The sequence below is a fragment of the Paenibacillus sp. FSL L8-0494 genome (genome assembly GCF_038003695.1).
Lineage (GTDB): Bacteria > Bacillota > Bacilli > Paenibacillales > Paenibacillaceae > Paenibacillus_AQ > Paenibacillus_AQ odorifer.
This window is the reverse complement of record NZ_JBBOPQ010000001.1, coordinates 5,338,816-5,355,145: the sequence shown is the minus strand read 5'-3', so window position 1 is coordinate 5,355,145 and position 16,330 is coordinate 5,338,816. Positions and strand designations below refer to the sequence as shown.

Sequence of the window (16,330 nt, the reverse complement as noted above, 5' to 3'; positions counted from 1 at the left end):
TTTTAAGGAGGTGAAGACAACTTGAAAAAGGAACAAGTTCAAGATTCTAATGAATTCAAAGAGGAATTGATCAATGAGGAGCCTGTGGCTGAAGTAGTCTCAGATGCCGACTCATTTACAGCTGAAAACGTTAGTGAAGGTGCTTCAGATACAGGTGCTGAGGTGAAACGCCTACAGGATCTTGCTGATGAATATCAAGGTCGTGCACTGCGTGCACAAGCTGATTTTGATAACTTCCGTCGTCGTACCCAGAAGGAAAAAGAAGAGTTGGCTCAATATGCTACCTCCAAGCTCCTGACGGAATTGCTTTCCGTGCTGGACAATTTCGAGCGTGCGTTAGTCACTACTCCAGCTAATCCTGAATCCGAAGCTTTCGCGAAGGGCGTTAATATGATTTTCCGTCAGCTGGATGGAGTATTGAAGGCTGAGGGGCTTACAGCTATGGAAACAGTAGGACAGCCTTTTAATCCTGAATACCATCAGGCTATTATGCAGGTTGAGAGCGAGGAGTACGAAGAGGGTATCGTTACAGAAGAGGTTCAAAAGGGATATCTTCTGAAAGATAGAGTTCTTCGTCCGGCCATGGTCAAAGTCAGCATGTAGTCTGTCTATATAGGACGGGCAGTTTCTGCTCGCCATAAAGCAGCAGTGCTTTTGCCCGGATAGTTTTATTATCAATCGAATTTTTTTGATATTTTTATAAATTTATTGAGCTTAGGCTCCATATAACTTTAGAGGAGGCAAATTATTGTGAGTAAAGTTATCGGTATTGACTTAGGAACCACGAACTCTTGCGTTGCCGTTATGGAAGGCGGCGAAGCCGTAGTAATTCCAAACCCAGAAGGCGCGCGTACAACCCCTTCGGTTGTAGGCTTTAAGAAAGACGGCGAGCGTATCGTCGGTGAAACGGCTAAACGCCAAGCGATTACTAACCCTGATCGTACGATCAGCTCTGTTAAACGTCACATGGGTACTAACCACAAAGAAAGCATTGATGGTAAAGACTACTCCCCACAAGAAATTTCGGCAATGATTCTGCAAAAACTGAAATCCGATGCAGAAGCTTATCTTGGCCAAACTGTTACTCAAGCGGTTATCACTGTTCCTGCTTATTTTAATGACAGCCAACGTCAAGCTACCAAAGATGCAGGTAAAATTGCAGGTTTGGAAGTTCTGCGTATTGTGAACGAGCCAACAGCAGCAGCTTTGGCATATGGTCTGGAGAAATCCGAAGATCAAACCATTCTAGTCTATGACCTTGGTGGCGGTACTTTTGACGTATCCATCCTTGAACTTGGTGATGGCTTCTTCGAAGTAAAAGCTACAAGCGGCGACAACAAGCTGGGTGGCGACGACTTTGACCAAGTGGTTATGGATTACCTGGTATCCGAATTCAAAAAAGAGCAAGGCATTGATCTGAGCAAAGATAAATCTGCTGTACAACGTTTGAAAGATGCAGCTGAAAAAGCGAAAAAAGAATTGTCAGGCGTACTGACAACAACTGTATCGCTTCCATTCATCACTGTGGTTGACGGCGTACCTCAGCACTTAGAGATCAACTTGACTCGTGCGAAATTTGATGAACTGACTGCTGGTCTGGTAGAACGTACTTTGGGACCAACTCGTCAAGCATTGTCTGATGCTGGCATGACCCCTGCAGACCTTACTAGAATCGTTCTGGTTGGTGGTTCTACACGTATCCCAGCTGTACAAGATGCTATCAAAAAGCTTACTGGCAAAGAACCACACAAAGGTGTGAATCCGGATGAAGTAGTAGCTCTTGGTGCTGCTGTTCAAGCGGGTGTATTGACTGGTGATGTTAAAGACGTTGTATTGCTTGACGTAACTCCGCTTTCCCTGGGTATTGAAACTGCAGGTGGCGTGTTCACGAAGATGATCGAGCGTAATACTACGATTCCTACAAGCAAATCCCAAGTATTCTCAACCTTTGCTGACAATCAACCTAGCGTAGAGATTCACGTGCTGCAAGGTGAGCGTCAAATGGCAAATGGCAACAAGACACTGGGACGCTTCATGCTGAACGAGATTCCACCAGCACCACGTGGCGTGCCACAAATCGAAGTTTCTTTCGATATTGATGCCAACGGTATCGTAAATGTATCTGCAACAGATAAAGGCACGAACAAGAGCCAAAAAATCACTATCACTTCTTCCAGCGGCCTGAGCGACGCAGAAGTAGAACAAATGATGAAGGATGCCGAGCTTCACGCTGAGGAAGACCGTAAGCGTAAAGAACTGGTAGAAGCGAAGAACGGTGCTGACCAACTCGTGTATTCTACTGAAAAAGTAATTAAAGATCTTGGCGATAAAGCTGATGCTTCTGATGTTGAAAAAGCAAATGAAGCTAAAGATAAAGTTAAAGCAGCACTTGAAACTGACAATCTTGAAGAAATCAATGCAGCTACAGAAGCATTGACTGAGATTGTACAACAGTTGTCCATGAAGCTGTACGAACAAGCTGCTCAAGCTGAGCAAGGTGCTGAAGGTGGCGCTGGAGCCGCTGAAGGCGCTCCTAAAAAAGATAATGTAGTTGACGCTGACTATGAGGTTGTTGACGAAGATAAGAATCAAGGGTAACCTTATACGATAAGTGTAATAGGAAACTGATAAATTCTTATATAGTTAAGAAGGGAAGGTCAAAACCGGTTCATCCCGTGTTTTGACTTTCCTTTTGTAATATCAGATTGCACACTCTTTGCGAATGCGCCTTCTGATATTGTAAGAATAAACATCGCTGAATCTGGATGGTCAGATCCTGAGGTTTTATCGTATAATGGTTTGTTTGACAGGTAATAAGGAATTTGAGTATGTATGCACGGAGGTGAAAGCAGTGGCAGATAAACGCGATTATTATGAAGTGCTTGGCCTAAGTAGAGATGCTTCAGACGATGAGGTGAAAAAAGCGTACCGGAAATTGGCGCGCCAATATCACCCAGACGTGAATAAAGCAGATGACGCTGAAGCTAAGTTTAAGGAAGTAAAAGAAGCTTATGATGTTCTTAGTGATGGACAACAGCGAGCTAGATATGACCAATATGGCCATATTGACCCTAACCAAGGTATGGGCGGCTTCGGAGGCGGCGGTGGTGGCGACTTCGGAGGACTTGGTGATATCTTTGATATGTTCTTCGGAGGCGGCGGACGCCGTGATCCTAACGCACCGCAGCGCGGTGGGGATTTGCAGTATACCATGACCATTGAATTCAAGGAAGCGGTATTCGGCAAAGAAACCGATATTACTATTCCACGTACAGAAACTTGCGATACCTGCTACGGCTCCGGGGCTAAACCGGGCACTAAACCAGAGACTTGTTCCGTATGTCATGGTAGTGGACAACAGGAATTCGTACAGAATACACCGCTTGGACAGATGCGTAATCGTCGTCCTTGTTCACATTGCAGTGGTACAGGTAAGATTATTAAGGAAAAATGTACAACTTGCAGCGGACAGGGTAAAGTTAAAAAGCAACGCAAGATCCATGTGCGTATCCCTGCCGGTGTTGATGACGGTGCACAGCTGCGCATGACTGGCGAAGGTGAAGGCGGCTTACGCGGCGGTCCTGCTGGAGACTTGTATATTGTTATCCGTGTTAAATCGCATGATTTCTTCGTGCGTGAGAACGATGATATTATGTGCGAGGTTCCACTTACGTTTGCACAGGCAGCACTTGGTGATGAGATTGAAATTCCAACCTTAACCGAAAAAGTGAAGCTGAAGATTCCTGCCGGAACGCAAACAGGCACTTTCTTCCGCCTCAAAGGTAAAGGTGTTCCACGTCTGCGTGGATCTGGCCAAGGTGATCAGCATGTACGAGTAATTGTTGTGACACCTAGCAAGCTCAATGAAGAGCAAAAAGAATTGCTACGCCAGTTCGCTTCTCTGAACGGAGAAAACACACATGAACACGAACAGTCCTTCTTTGATCGTGTGAAACGTGCGTTTCGCGGGGACTGATATCCTAACTCATTCATTCAGTAAATGAATAGAAAAAAGACAGCAGAGCAGCGGTCCTCCCGTTATTGGGGGATCGCTGCTCTGTGTTTTTGTTTAGCATGAGATTATAGCAGGGCCAGTTAACTGACCCCATGCAATTCTTTGGTTGAGCTGTAATGCTGGAACCTGGGGAATTTTGCGAGCTTGGCTAACTCGGAAAACCCGGAAAAGCCTGACAGCTCGTGGTGAACTCGGCAAGCCCGGTAACTCCGGTAACTCCGGTAAACCCCGCCGAACCTCTGAACCCGAATCCCGTCCCCGAACCCTGAACCGCGAACCCTGAACTGCGAACCGCGAACCGCGAACCGCGAACCCCGAACCCCGAACCGCGAACCCCGAACCGCGAACCGCGAACCGCGAACCCCGAACCCCGAACCCCGAACCCCGAACCCCGAACCCCGAACCCCGAACCCCGAACCCCGAACCGCGAACCGCGAACCGCGAACCGCGAACCCCGAACCCCGAACCCCGAACCCCGAACCCCGAACCCTGTAACCTTGAAACCCCCGACTGGTCTCCAGCTTTTTTAAACACACTATCTGTTTTGAATTATCTACGTGGGCATGGTAAATGTCGCATAATCCAGCATTTAAGTGCAACTGCGTCCGATAGCGCCGAGAATAATCATCTGAGTGGATAGGACCCAAAAGATGCTGGAGGCATACGGACCCAGTTGACGCTATTTGCAAATTTTTCTCCTTTTGAGCGAAGTTTCGGACTCCAGTGCAGCTGTTGCCTAGAAAAGTGCTCATATTTGGTGTTTTTCGTGCTAATAGCGACTATGGGGTCCGTTGGCATGGCAAATATCGCATAATTCAGCGTTTAAGTGCAACTGAGTCCGATAGCGTTGAGTGTAATCATCTGAGTGGATAGGACCCAGAAGACGCTGGAGGCTTGCGGACTCAGCAGACGCTATTTGCACATTTTTCTCCTTTTGAGCGAAGTTTCGGACTCCAGTGCAGCTATTGCCCAGAAAAGCGCTCATATTTGATGTTTTTCCTGCTAATAGCGACTATGGGGTCCGTTGGCATGGCAAATGTCGCATAATCCAGCATTTAAGTGCAACTGTGTCCGATAGCGCTGAGAATAATCATCTGAGTGGATAGGACCCAGAAGACGCTATTTGCACATTTATCGCCTTTTGAGCGAAGTTTCGGACTCCAGTGCAGTTATTGCCCAGAAAAGCGCTTATATTTGATGTTTTTCCTGCTAATAGCGACTATGGGGTCCGTTGGCATGGCAAATGTCGCATAATTTAGCGTTTAAGTGCAACTGTGTCCGATAGCGTTGAGTATATTCATCTGAGTGGATAGGACCCAGAAGACGCTGGAGGCATACGGACCCAGTTGACGCTATTTGCACATTTTTCTCCTTTTGAGCGAAGTTTCGGACTCCAGTGCAGCTATTGCCCAGAAAAGCGCTTATATTTGGTGTTTTTCGTGCTAATAGCGACTATGGGATCCGTTAGCATGGCAAATGTCGCATAATCCAGCATTTAAGTGCAACTGTGTCCGATAGTTGCCTCGTATGCGCCGCAGATGTGACCTAAAGCGAGAAAGCCCCAGCAGCCATCTGGCTGCTGGGGCTTTCTTTGAGAGTTCAACTAGATACTGTTTAAGAACGTAGGTCCTCGAACACGCGGCTCAGAATCGTTGCTGCCTGTGCCCGAGTCAGAGTACCTTGTGGATTGAAGTTGTCCGCGCCAACGCCCTTGAGATAACCTTTGTTTACCGCATAGGCTACGGCGTTACGTGCTTCTGCAGCGATGTTGTCGGCATCCTTAAAGCTCAAAGGAGTCTTAGCTACCGTAAGATCAGCACCTAGAGCTTCAGCAATGATAAGAGCTGCTTCTTCGCGAGTCAGCAAATCACGTGAACCACTTTGTTTGATACGAGTATTCCAAGTGTCACCTTTTCCAAGTAGACGGTCGAAGAGCGTTAGTAGCTCCGCTTGATTTAAGGTGTCAGTAGGCTTGAAGCTGCCATCGGTTCCTTTGCCGGCAATGATACCATGAGCAGCAAGAACTTCGATATCGCCTTTAGCCCAGTGAGTGCCGATATCCTTGAAGCTTACATTACGGAATGCAACGCTATAAGAGCCGTCGCTAGTAACAGTAAACTGTAGAATACCTTCTTTAGAGAAAGATCCAGGTTGCAGATAGGACCATTTATGATCCTTTGTTTCTGCATAGGCGGCAGTTTTTCGAGCATCACGTAGACTGCTGTCTTTTAGATTAAGCTGAAGGGTAATCGGCTTTCCGGTTGTCCAACCATTTTTAATGGTCAGAATGGAAGAACCAATATTGATCGCAGCTGAGCTTCCTGATAAGACTGCTGTATCGCTAGCATCAGCCAGACTTATCGTAAGCAACAGACCACTGCTGCTAATGAAATCCGGAAGGGTTGCCGCTGGAATAAGAACATTGAACCCACTACTGTTAAGGCTGAGTGCATTCTCCGATTTCTTCAACTGTTCGGCTTGCGCCGGGGTAAGAGTAATAACGACTTGGCTATACTTATTGAAATTCACATCGCTAAGATCAAGTACAGAAGTCTTATCTTTTGCATTCTGGATCGAATTTGTTAATGCAGCATCTAAGATGTTAAACACCGTTGAAGGTTTACCACCAGCTGGATCAGCTGTCTCTACTAGCTTCCCGGATTTCAAAGAAGGTCCAGGAGTGGGAGTGCTGGTTGCTGTAGATACATAGGTCTCAGAAGATGGAGAAGACGTAGGTGATGGTGTCGGTGTTGGCGTTTCTGTTGGATCTGGCGTTGCTGATGGTGTCGGTGTTGCTGATGGCGTTGGTGTTGGCGTTGGCGTTGGTGTCGGCGTTGGTGTCGGCGTTGGTGTAGGTTTTTCAGGTGTGCTTACAGTTACACTTACTGTTCTCAAACCAGATGGGATAGTTGATGTTGTGGCATCATTCCAAATCTGGACATCATATAGCTCAAAGGAATAATCTCCTGCTGTTGCTGGTTCGAAGGTTATTTGGGCTAGTGAGCCAGAGCCGTGATAAGCACCTCCTGACAGATTGACACTATATTGTGTCAGTTTGTGGCCGTCTCCAAGGTCATACGTTTGTGAATATTCTGTAAGTGGAACACTAGAGAAATGCTCCTCTTGATACGTAACCAGCTGTACGCTTGGCTGGATTACCGGTGTTTCAAGGGAATTATCGTATATGACACCGAATGAAGCCCCATAGACGCCATAAACCTCGTCTGTCACGGAATAATCTAAATCAACGGTCACAGATTGTCCTACTTCAATGGTGGATGCAGAAAGAGCCGGAGTTACTGTGAAAGTACCATCCCCTGTGCTATAAAGCAGCCGCTGAACGTAATCATCGTCGTCTGCACCATTCCCCACTTTATCGACCACATGGACTTTGTACTCATTTAGCCCCTCGTTAACAGGAACATCAATGGTAAAGGCACCGTTATTTGCAATCACACCGCCAAATTTATAAGCATTCCCATCATAATGTTTGCCTTCGGCATATACGGTAAACCAGTTTCCAATAGGGTTTGTATTAGAAATATAATAGGCCATTAGGTCATCATCAATAAAACCACTAATTTGTGCCACGCCAGGATCGGTTGGCGCTTCGCGTTCATACTCCTCAATGGTGATGCCGGAAACTAGCGGCTTCTCGGTATCAATTGTGAACTCGGCCTTTTGTTTCTCGAGCAGTTGCCCATTGGGAAGCACGGGAATGATGTAGTAGTGACCATCTGCTAAAGTAGACTTGGCGGAGGTCTCCAGGTCTGTTAATGTTCCATCCCAATTTGGAACTTCGTATACACCACGATAGATCTTCTCATCGATCGCATAAACTTCACCTAAAACTGTTGCAGGAGCATCTTTTGAAGAGGCAACGAAACTTATGCTTTCCAGCTCTTCATTAACAGAAAAGGTAAAGGTGGTGTCGTCTGAGCGACCATCACCATTAGGTGAAATTTGTGGACTTTCAAAAGAAAGCTGATTAATAGGTGCTACATTAAATTGGTCACCTACAACAACGTTAAATGGCAGACGAAGGGTTTCTGTATCAGAGGTAAGTAACAGGATGCCTTCATATGCGCCCTCTTTTGCTATTTTAGATACATTGAGTGTAAATTGTGCATATTGATTTACCCCTGAGATAACACTGTTTGGTGCAAAATCAATACTAATATCATTAGGAGCTTCTGTCAGCCATTTGGTGGAAAGGGTGTATGTTTCTCCATTCCCTTTAAAGTCCTCTACATAGACAGCTTTCGTTACGGTAACACCCTTTGGCTGTAAGCCGAAGGATAAGGAACCTGTGTAATAAGGGATTTCAACAGTACCCGGAAGACCGCTGTTAAGGATCTCACCGACTTTAGCAATGGATTTAGCGTTTATCGACTTCTCCAGATTAATTAAACCCGCACCTTGTTGGTACAAGGAGTAAGAATTCCCATCACGATTAAAAATAGGATCAGCATTGTTCATCAGCAGGGCTTTAATTTCATTTGGCTTCAGATCAGAGTTTTTACTCAGTAACAAAGCCACAGCTCCTACAACATGTGGAGTTGCCATGCTAGTGCCATTTTTTAAGCCGAAAGCTTGGTCATAGTTCCCATCCCAGCTAGGGATCGTCGAGTTGATATTGACTCCGGGCGCTACAACATCAGGTTTTATTAGATAATCGGGCATCCCCGGACCCATAGAACTGAAGTTTGCTAACTGATTTACTTCAAGCGCTATATAGTAACTGATTATATCTTTAGCCGCAGCCATCTGAGTTTTTATTTTTTTGCCATCGGCTTGACTGATTCCGTAGGTAGGAATGTAATCCCCAGGCGCACCAAGGGTGGGGCTGATTTCACCAGGCTCATTATTGGCAATCAGCAAAAGCTTCGCACCAGCAGCTTTGGCATTAAGAGATTTGTCTGAGAAGCTCAGCGAGCCCCGATCGACAAGCACTACCTTATCTTTGACATCCAGATTTTTGTAATCGGAAGGACTCCCAAGACCAGCGAAAACGATCTTACTGCCAGCAATATTATCTATTAAATCTGGGGAGTAACTGGCTAATGTCCCGGGAATCTTTTTAACATCGCCAATATCAAAGAAAGGGGTATTTATCGGAGTAGTAGAAGCTCCAACACTAAGCGCGAGTTGGGCACCAGCGGGTTCGCCCAGTGTTCCTGCATCCGGTCCAGCGTTACCGGCGGCAACAATAACATTCACGCCCGATTTTACGGTATTGTCTATCGCGATTGAACTCGCGGAATAGCTTTGGTTGACACTAGAGCCTAGAGAAAGGTTAATAACATCTGCTCCGTCATCGACCGCTTTCTCAATACCCGCAATTACATCTGCTGTGGAACCAGATCCATAGGGACCAAGTACGCGATACGCATACAATTCTACCTCAGGTGCCACATCTAAAATTGTCCCGGCAACGTGTGTACCATGCGAGGTTTCGTAAGGAGTACCTGCTCTTGGAGGGAAGTTAGCATCAGGGGCTGTTTCAGCCGGATCGTCATCCTGATCATATACATCATAGCCGCCTTTATAATTATCTTTTAGCAAAGGGTGATTCTTATCAATACCAGTATCGACAACAGCTACCTGTACATCTTTGCCTGTGTAACCTAAATCATGTAGTTTGTCCGCGCCTATTAGCTTACCGCTGTCTGAATAGGAACGTGTAACAGGTAATGTCGCCACTTCAACACTGTCTGCTAGTGCATGTACTTCTTCATTTGGATAGATAGCCGCAACGCCTGGAAGCTCTAACAGCTTGTTTACTTGATTGGCTGGCAGTGTAATGGAATACCCGTTAAAAATCTCACTGTATTCAAAACCGATATCGGCATCGATTTTCTGTGTTGAGGAAATAAAGCTTTTATGCTCTGAGATAATTTTACTGCGTTGTGAGGAGACTGAGGATCGTAAAGAATAAGTTTTTGCCTCATTTACATACACACTGACTGGTTTATTTGTCAATTCCACAATCACTGAAACTGGTGCTGAACCTTTGAGTACTCCAGCATAGTTATGAGGGGTCACACTTTGAGACTGTACATCCGTAACCAGGGTTGAAGATTCAAGGGATGAGTTCGCAAATGCAGCTGATGGAAAAAGAACAGACACAGCCAGTCCGAAGCTTGCCGCTCCAATACCAAATCTTTGAATAGAGTGTTTAAAGGTACGTTTCAAATAAGTTCATCCTCCCAAATGAATTTTTTGTATTGCATTGTGTGTCTGTGGTTCTCCTCCTCCATATAAAATGTAAAAAATTATGAAAATTAAATTTATTCTACAGCTATAACTTCAAATCGAATATACAACTTTAGTACCATATTGCAGCGAAGCGTTGAGGAAAATGTCGAATTCCCAGTAGATAAGTGGAATATAAGAAAATCAGAGCATAAAACAAGTGAAATTAAGACAATATAAATGAATGCAACAGATATCTGAATTTCAAGCGAGAGCGGGGATAAGATGTCGGAAAGATATATTTTGGCATATTTTAAAAGTCCAGAGGAAGCCGAAGGCGTCGCGCGCAAGCTTCGTGCACTTCGGGCCATTGAAGTTTCCATTGATCGCTTCAGTAGATATGGAGGTACCAGCTTTAGCTCAGGGGTAAATCCGGTGACAGGCAATGTGGCCAGAATGGACTCCATGACTGCTGAGCACGCACACACAGGCATACTTGCAGCTGCGGACACCAGCTCTAGCGGAATGAGTCATGGTGGTAACGGAGGTCCAACGGGGAGAGATATTTTGCTTACGGTTATTGTGCATACGGAGTCCTACGATCAGGCTCTGCGCTTAATTGAAGAAGCAGGCGGGATGGTCTGATCGGCACTTCATTAATAAGAAGAAAGGAGACGAACAATGGATAGAGAAAACTCACAAATCTTCTCCAAGACGGAGAAATTGAAAATGTTATACGAAGCTAAAGCAGAGGATGTAGAATTCTCGGCGGCGGAAGCCGATCTTGATGATATTGAAGCTCAGGATCGCGCACAAGAAGCGGACAAACGTCAGCTGAATGAGATTATGAAGAAAGAATAGCAGCTAAAAAAGCTAAGGCGGATACCTCACTTTGTGGGGTATTTTTGTGTTTGGGCATGTATAATTAGGGCGAAGAGCTTAAGTGTGGGGGGAGAAGATGGATAACGTTATTTTGTGGACAGGATTAGCCTTATTGATCGCACTATTAACCTATTTGAACCAGAAGCAGTTGTACTCTCCAAAAGTAAAACGGGCCTATTGTGAGTTGCGGGAGCTGACAGAGAAGGTTCGTATGGAGCGCTCTGAGGCGAGCGATTTGTATCGATGGGAAGCAGAATTAACCGAACTAGAGAATCATCCGAACGAACTGAATAAATTGGATGCTGAAATTAGGTTTCATCACGCATTTTTGTTATATCTTGAACGTCACTACCCTTCAGACCCAAGGATTATTGGTTTGAAGCAAGCTGACGCATATCAGAAGGATATGGTTTTGGGGATTAAAATAAAAGATTATAAATCCAATTAATAAGATACTTTTGACTGTACGTACAATGGGAGAAGGAATATATTCGCACAGGTCGCAGACAACTGCTGCATGAAGCGAAGGTAGACGTAGCTTACTGCACCGCAGCCTGGCTGGAGTGCATTTGATTCGGATGAACTGCCATATTTTGCTGCGTGCTCGTAACGAGGGAACGACTGAAATAGTGGTAAAATAAAGTTGATTTGTGGTTGGAATCTGAAAATTGAAATTAGTAACGGGATTGAGAATGATAGAATTTGAAAATGAAATTGAGAGTTGAACCCTAGCTGATATTTGCAGCTGGGTTTTTTTGTTATGAGATCAGAAAAATGAACTAAATTAGGGCAAGCTTTTAGCTTATAAGTAAGGCTACCGCTAAGAAGAATTTGGGCGTCTCATAGTCGACGTAGCTGTAGATGCATTTCTGTTGGAATTGGATATAATTTTCGGCATGATTGAGGTTGGAAAATGATTAATTAGGGAAAACCTCCCTGAAAAACGCTCGAAAAGATAGAAAAAGCCTGATTTCATGAGTTTTTGGGGAGTATTTCCCTAAAAGATAGATCAACCTTCGAATCTTGCACATCATTAGGGAAGTTTTCCCTAATTATCATTATTTTCAATTATATTAACGTCTGCAGATGTTATAAATATTTTAAGTAAAATAGCTAATATCACACTACAAATTAAGGATGTATAATTGTTCGAATATACTAACTACGACCAATCAAGTAATGAATTTTTTCAGGGGGAATTAGAATGGGGCTGGTACACTCTCAAGGAGTTACTGATGAGCTTGTTGTTAGATCTTTAGAAAGAAATTTAGCCATTATCCGGTTTGACCTTGATCGCCGAGTTGCTTATGTGAATGAGGTTTTTGCAAATTCCATGGGATATAAAAAAGATGAAATGTACGGAATGCATCATAAAGAGTTCTGTTTTCCACATTTCGCAGATAGCCCAGGTTACGAACGGTTTTGGCAGGATCTTTTTACAGGGAAGAGTTTTCAGGATAAGATCGAACGAATGGATTCGAAAGGAAATGCGGTTTGGCTTGAAGCCACCTACATGCCAGTGTTTGATGAAAGCAATGAACAAGTCATCGGAGTATCTAAAATAGCAACTAATATCACCCAAAGACAAAGCAACATGAGTAATGTTGTACTACGGATGCAAGAGATGGCAGATAGCTTGAATCAAAGAGCAGATTTAGGTATTGAGCGCAGTCAAGAATTATTACGAAGCATCAACAAAATCGCCGAAGTATCGATAGAAAATACACATACTCTAGCTAATCTTGAAAAGCAAGCTGTATCGATTCATAGCATCGTGCAAACGATTCGTGATATTGCTTCGCAAACGCAATTATTAGCCCTAAATGCTGCTATTGAGGCAGCGCATGCCGGGGAGTATGGCCGAGGTTTTGAGGTGGTGGCAAAAGAAGTAAGAAAGTTATCTTCCATGGTACAAGATTCGATCATAAAGGTACGGGATAGTGTGGATGCGATCACGCTGGAAATTGGAAAGATCTCTATAGGTACAAATCAAGTGCAAGAAAATATAGAAGATAGTCAGCAGCAGGTTCTGGTGGCGTTGGAGGATTTTTCGAAGATTGCTTCATCTGCACAAAATCTCGACACACAAGCGCGTGAAGTTATGGATATTCTCTAGCAGCAGTATGTATGTTGATAGATTGAATATCAGCAAAAAAGGGTCGGTCTCCTACTTGCGAGAGATAGACCCTTTTAATTGTTGGTATTATCCGATTTTGTTAACAATCAAGGTAGGAATCATATATCTATGATTTATGATGACTCCGTTAACTCCGGTGTTACCAGAAGCACCAGTCGTGCCAGTGACTCCAGTCGCGCCCGTAGCTCCCGTCACTCCAGTAAATCCCGTGTCCCCAATCGCCCCATCAGAGCCAGTCCCACCTTTAGCCCCATCACCCCAGTAGCGCCTGTCGCGCCAGTTGCCCCATCATACCCAAGTAATTCTGCTGTAACTAATCGATGCGGGGCTACTAATCTTTCTGCACTGTCTTTACCCCAAAATGAGAGTTGAATTGGATGATCTGGCAAACTAGCAGTTGTGAAAAAAAATTCGAAAGTATCAAAATCCGCAAAATAATTTTTAGTTATTACTTGATTTGGCATCACATCTAGCAGATCGCATACATATTGAATTCTTTCTCATTCATGTAGTAGCCTTCGATCAGAACTGTGGAAGCAATCTGACCGCTACCATTAGCAATTTTGACCGTGACCTGTTGTGTAAGTCTTGTGTTGTTTTCTGAGTTAACATTGTTTTCTATCGGACCCGTAGTTAAAAGAGTCATTGTCCTTCCTCCATTTGCTTCATTCAGATTATTAAGCCCGTTTGATTTTCCCTATGTCTTTAAGAGTAGCGATAGTTTATGCTCAGAAAAACGAACCTTTTCCAAGGATTGGTTGTCATATAGATATCTCAGTCAAGAAAGGAGGGCGCAAGATTTGGAGAGTAACCGGGAGTTATTTGAAACCTACAATAAAGATGTATACCGGACTTGCTACTATATGGTGCATGACGCGGCGGATGCAGAGGATTTGACTCAGGATGTCTTTATTACAGTATTTCGCAGCAATCGTGAGCACGTGGAGCATATCAAGGCTTGGATTATGAAAATAACGGTCAACCATTGCCTCAATCATTTGAAACGAAAACGAACCTTGCAACAGAAGATAACGGACAACCTTCATTTCTTTAATAAAACGGCAGAAACAGCTGTGGAGCAGCAGATTGAGCAGCGTGAGACGGAGGTCGAGTGGGCGCAATATATGAGCCAGGTCCCTATCAAACTTAGGATGGTGCTCACACTTAGGTATATGCATGATTTCAGTCTGGCTGAAATTTCGGATCTGCTGTCCATTCCACTTGGAACGACCAAATCTAGGCTGCATAAAGGACTAACGGTAATGAGGAGAATCCTGCAGGAGGCTGGGGTTCAAATTGAACTAAAGGAGGGCGAAGCTTTTGAAAAAGTTAGAAAATATGCTGGAGCATCGTTTAAATGAAGATAGAGGCGTGCCTTATCCAGATTTTGAACGCATGTGGGGACGTTTAGAGCAAGAAAACAGTACGATGACTCCTCTACAACTTCGTATGGCCAATGGTAGCGGGAACAGAGGGAGAAACTGGAGTAAAATAGCTGTGGTTGCTTCATTTTCAGTACTTATTGCAGCGGCACCCGTATATGCGGCAGTGCATTATGATTGGGATAATTTGCTCCATGGGAGAGGAGGCGTTCAAGCAGCGCTGGCCCAAAATCTCGGACAACAACTGAACCAGTCGGTGACACAGGATGGAGTAACTCTGAAGCTACATACAGCGATTGTGGATGAGAATCGGACGGTTATCTTATTCACTTTGGATGTAGGAAAACGCTTGGAAAATGAAAATTGGAATGTTAAAGGAATGACTTTGAAGGGCGCAGATGGGGCGAATGGTCCCAGTGAGTTCAGTTATGTGTTATGGGATGAGAAAAATCAACATTACAACGGATATTTCGAGAGTGATTGGACACCGAAAAAGGATACTGTGAATGTGCAATTAGTTGCAGATAATCTGCAAGCCTTTAGCACACAGGAGTTAGATTTACCGCTGGATATCCAATCGCAGGAGACACAAAAGTTTCCTATTGGACAGGAAGGCATGCGCAGCATAGAGGTGAAACCTTTTACCCAAGGACAAGAAAAAATATTATTCTCTTCAGCGATCATTTTTGATCAGCCAGAAACAAAAGAATGGGCCTTTCCAAATATAGTCGCTTACAAAAACGGAACGCTCATAAATTCGCTGGCAGGAGGTGCTTTCGGTACACCGGGAGAAAACGGGGAATATACGTCCCAGCAATATTTTAAGGCGGCTGATATTTCCAGCGGAGAAGTGAATTACAAGCTGCAGTACATGAAACAAGAGAAAAAGGTTGAGGGGCCACTAGCTTTTGATCTTCAATTAAGCAAAAAGCAGATGGAGAGCGGAACCATAAATACTTCATTGAATCTGCCGCTAGAAGAGGGCGAACCTAATTACACGCTGGAGAAAATGGTAGTGACGCCTACTCAAATTCGAATCGCCATTAGGAGTAAAGAGAAAGGCAACAATTTCCCGTATCAAAAGTCTACTCTTGAAGTAGCAGGCAAGACGCTGGAGGGCAATTTCTGGAGATCTCCAGAAGGTGAGCCGGAATTAACAGTGCTTCGTTTTGAGCGGCCAGTTGACCTTGAAATCACAGAAGAGACGCCAATTACCTTTGTTGCTAAATACAAGGTGACTCAGCACGGCAGCTATAAAATTAACAAGGACGAAAAAACACCACTTCTGTTGACGAATATATCTGATAAGAAACAGACGCTTATCCAGCAGCTTAGTGGTTATCCGGTAAAATGGACGTACTATATGCAGGGTGCCGATCTTTATGTAGAGACTGAAAGTGAAGATGCTCGCTTCGGTGGAATTAACCAGACCCATATCGGACTGGGGAAAGAGCGTATTTTAGGTAAACCTCTGACCGTTAATTTCACGGGGGATGGAAACAATAAGGCCATTGATGTTTACAAGGGTTTCAAAGGTACAGAAGCTTCTATTTATATATTCTTCTATACGACTGACGATCCGGATAAAGAAACAAGAGTGCAGCTGCGGCCATAGAAAATTTTTTTTAGGGAGGAACCTTGTGTTCTTCCCTTTTTTTCGTTTACAGTGAGTAGATGCTGAGTGGACTCAGCGAGGATTAGCGTAAAGGAGAGAAAAGG

General features: G+C 44.3%; 13 protein-coding genes. 9 read left to right on the top strand and 4 right to left on the bottom strand.

All coding sequences use genetic code 11. The features are described 5' to 3' along the window. Positions 1-21: 21 nt before the first annotated feature. The 3 genes from grpE (at position 22) to dnaJ (ending at position 3,976) form a co-directional block, all read left to right on the top strand. Positions 22-603: a nucleotide exchange factor GrpE gene (gene grpE, locus NYE35_RS24310; protein WP_036677491.1), complete on the top strand. Its 582-nt coding sequence runs from the start codon at positions 22-24 to the stop codon at positions 601-603. A gap of 147 nt (positions 604-750) precedes the next feature. Then, a complete protein-coding gene (gene dnaK / locus NYE35_RS24305; RefSeq protein ID WP_036677488.1) occupies positions 751-2,598 on the top strand; it encodes a molecular chaperone DnaK in 1,848 nt (615 codons plus the stop codon). Positions 2,599-2,851: 253 nt separating this feature from the next. After that, positions 2,852-3,976 (top strand): molecular chaperone DnaJ, encoded by a 1,125-nt coding sequence (gene dnaJ, locus NYE35_RS24300; protein ID WP_038572930.1) that lies wholly within the window; start codon positions 2,852-2,854, stop codon positions 3,974-3,976. Positions 3,977-5,629: 1,653 nt separating this feature from the next. Here dnaJ and NYE35_RS24295 read toward each other — a convergent pair. Beyond that, positions 5,630-10,210, bottom strand: coding sequence for a S8 family serine peptidase (locus tag NYE35_RS24295; protein WP_341122171.1), 4,581 nt, complete (start codon positions 10,208-10,210; stop codon positions 5,630-5,632). Between the two features lie 285 nt (positions 10,211-10,495). Between NYE35_RS24295 and NYE35_RS24290 the strand changes: the two genes are divergently transcribed. The 4 genes from NYE35_RS24290 to NYE35_RS24275 all read left to right on the top strand — a co-directional run bounded on the left by NYE35_RS24290 (position 10,496) and on the right by NYE35_RS24275 (position 13,208). Beyond that, on the top strand, positions 10,496-10,855 hold the full coding sequence (locus NYE35_RS24290; RefSeq protein WP_036683926.1) for a hypothetical protein: 360 nt from the start codon (positions 10,496-10,498) through the stop codon (positions 10,853-10,855). Between the two features lie 36 nt (positions 10,856-10,891). Next, complete coding sequence (locus NYE35_RS24285; RefSeq protein ID WP_036683923.1) at positions 10,892-11,071, top strand: YfhD family protein; 180 nt, start codon at positions 10,892-10,894, stop codon at positions 11,069-11,071. Positions 11,072-11,168: 97 nt separating this feature from the next. Continuing rightward, positions 11,169-11,540: a hypothetical protein gene (locus NYE35_RS24280; RefSeq protein WP_076272672.1), complete on the top strand. Its 372-nt coding sequence runs from the start codon at positions 11,169-11,171 to the stop codon at positions 11,538-11,540. A 756-nt stretch (positions 11,541-12,296) separates the two neighbouring features. After that, a complete protein-coding gene (locus NYE35_RS24275) occupies positions 12,297-13,208 on the top strand; it encodes a methyl-accepting chemotaxis protein (RefSeq protein WP_341122170.1) in 912 nt (303 codons plus the stop codon). Between the two features lie 87 nt (positions 13,209-13,295). Here NYE35_RS24275 and NYE35_RS24270 read toward each other — a convergent pair whose 3' ends face one another. The 3 genes from NYE35_RS24270 to NYE35_RS24260 are packed head-to-tail and all read right to left on the bottom strand — an operon-like array spanning position 13,296 to position 13,875. After that, positions 13,296-13,424 carry a hypothetical protein gene (locus NYE35_RS24270; protein WP_268748658.1) on the bottom strand — a complete coding sequence of 43 codons (129 nt, stop codon included), beginning with the start codon at positions 13,422-13,424 and terminating at the stop codon, positions 13,296-13,298. Continuing rightward, positions 13,421-13,693, bottom strand: a complete 273-nt coding sequence (locus NYE35_RS24265) for a hypothetical protein (RefSeq protein ID WP_305953809.1) — start codon at positions 13,691-13,693, stop codon at positions 13,421-13,423. The genes NYE35_RS24270 and NYE35_RS24265 overlap by 4 nt, the downstream gene beginning before the upstream one ends. A 5-nt stretch (positions 13,694-13,698) precedes the next feature. After that, entirely contained in the window at positions 13,699-13,875 is a 177-nt protein-coding gene (locus tag NYE35_RS24260; protein ID WP_155986568.1) for a hypothetical protein, read from the bottom strand. A gap of 154 nt (positions 13,876-14,029) precedes the next feature. On the opposite strand from NYE35_RS24260, the gene NYE35_RS24255 reads away from it, so the two are divergent. Beyond that, a complete protein-coding gene (locus NYE35_RS24255) occupies positions 14,030-14,590 on the top strand; it encodes an RNA polymerase sigma factor (RefSeq protein WP_036683913.1) in 561 nt (186 codons plus the stop codon). Further along, a complete protein-coding gene (locus NYE35_RS24250) occupies positions 14,550-16,226 on the top strand; it encodes a DUF4179 domain-containing protein (RefSeq protein ID WP_341122169.1) in 1,677 nt (558 codons plus the stop codon). Before NYE35_RS24255 ends, NYE35_RS24250 begins: the two co-directional genes overlap by 41 nt. Positions 16,227-16,330 lie beyond the last annotated feature (104 nt).

What these genes read in the sequence shown, in the direction of transcription:
- NYE35_RS24290 (WP_036683926.1), top strand. Translation starts at nt 10,496, where the DNA reads ATGTCGGAAAGATATATTTTGGCATATTTTAAAAGTCCAGAGGAAGCC.
- NYE35_RS24285 (WP_036683923.1), top strand. Translation starts at nt 10,892, where the DNA reads ATGGATAGAGAAAACTCACAAATCTTCTCCAAGACGGAGAAATTGAAA.
- NYE35_RS24280 (WP_076272672.1), top strand. Translation starts at nt 11,169, where the DNA reads ATGGATAACGTTATTTTGTGGACAGGATTAGCCTTATTGATCGCACTA.
- NYE35_RS24275 (WP_341122170.1), top strand. Translation starts at nt 12,297, where the DNA reads ATGGGGCTGGTACACTCTCAAGGAGTTACTGATGAGCTTGTTGTTAGA.
- NYE35_RS24265 (WP_305953809.1), bottom strand. Translation starts at nt 13,693, where the DNA reads ATGCCAAATCAAGTAATAACTAAAAATTATTTTGCGGATTTTGATACT.
- NYE35_RS24260 (WP_155986568.1), bottom strand. Translation starts at nt 13,875, where the DNA reads ATGACTCTTTTAACTACGGGTCCGATAGAAAACAATGTTAACTCAGAA.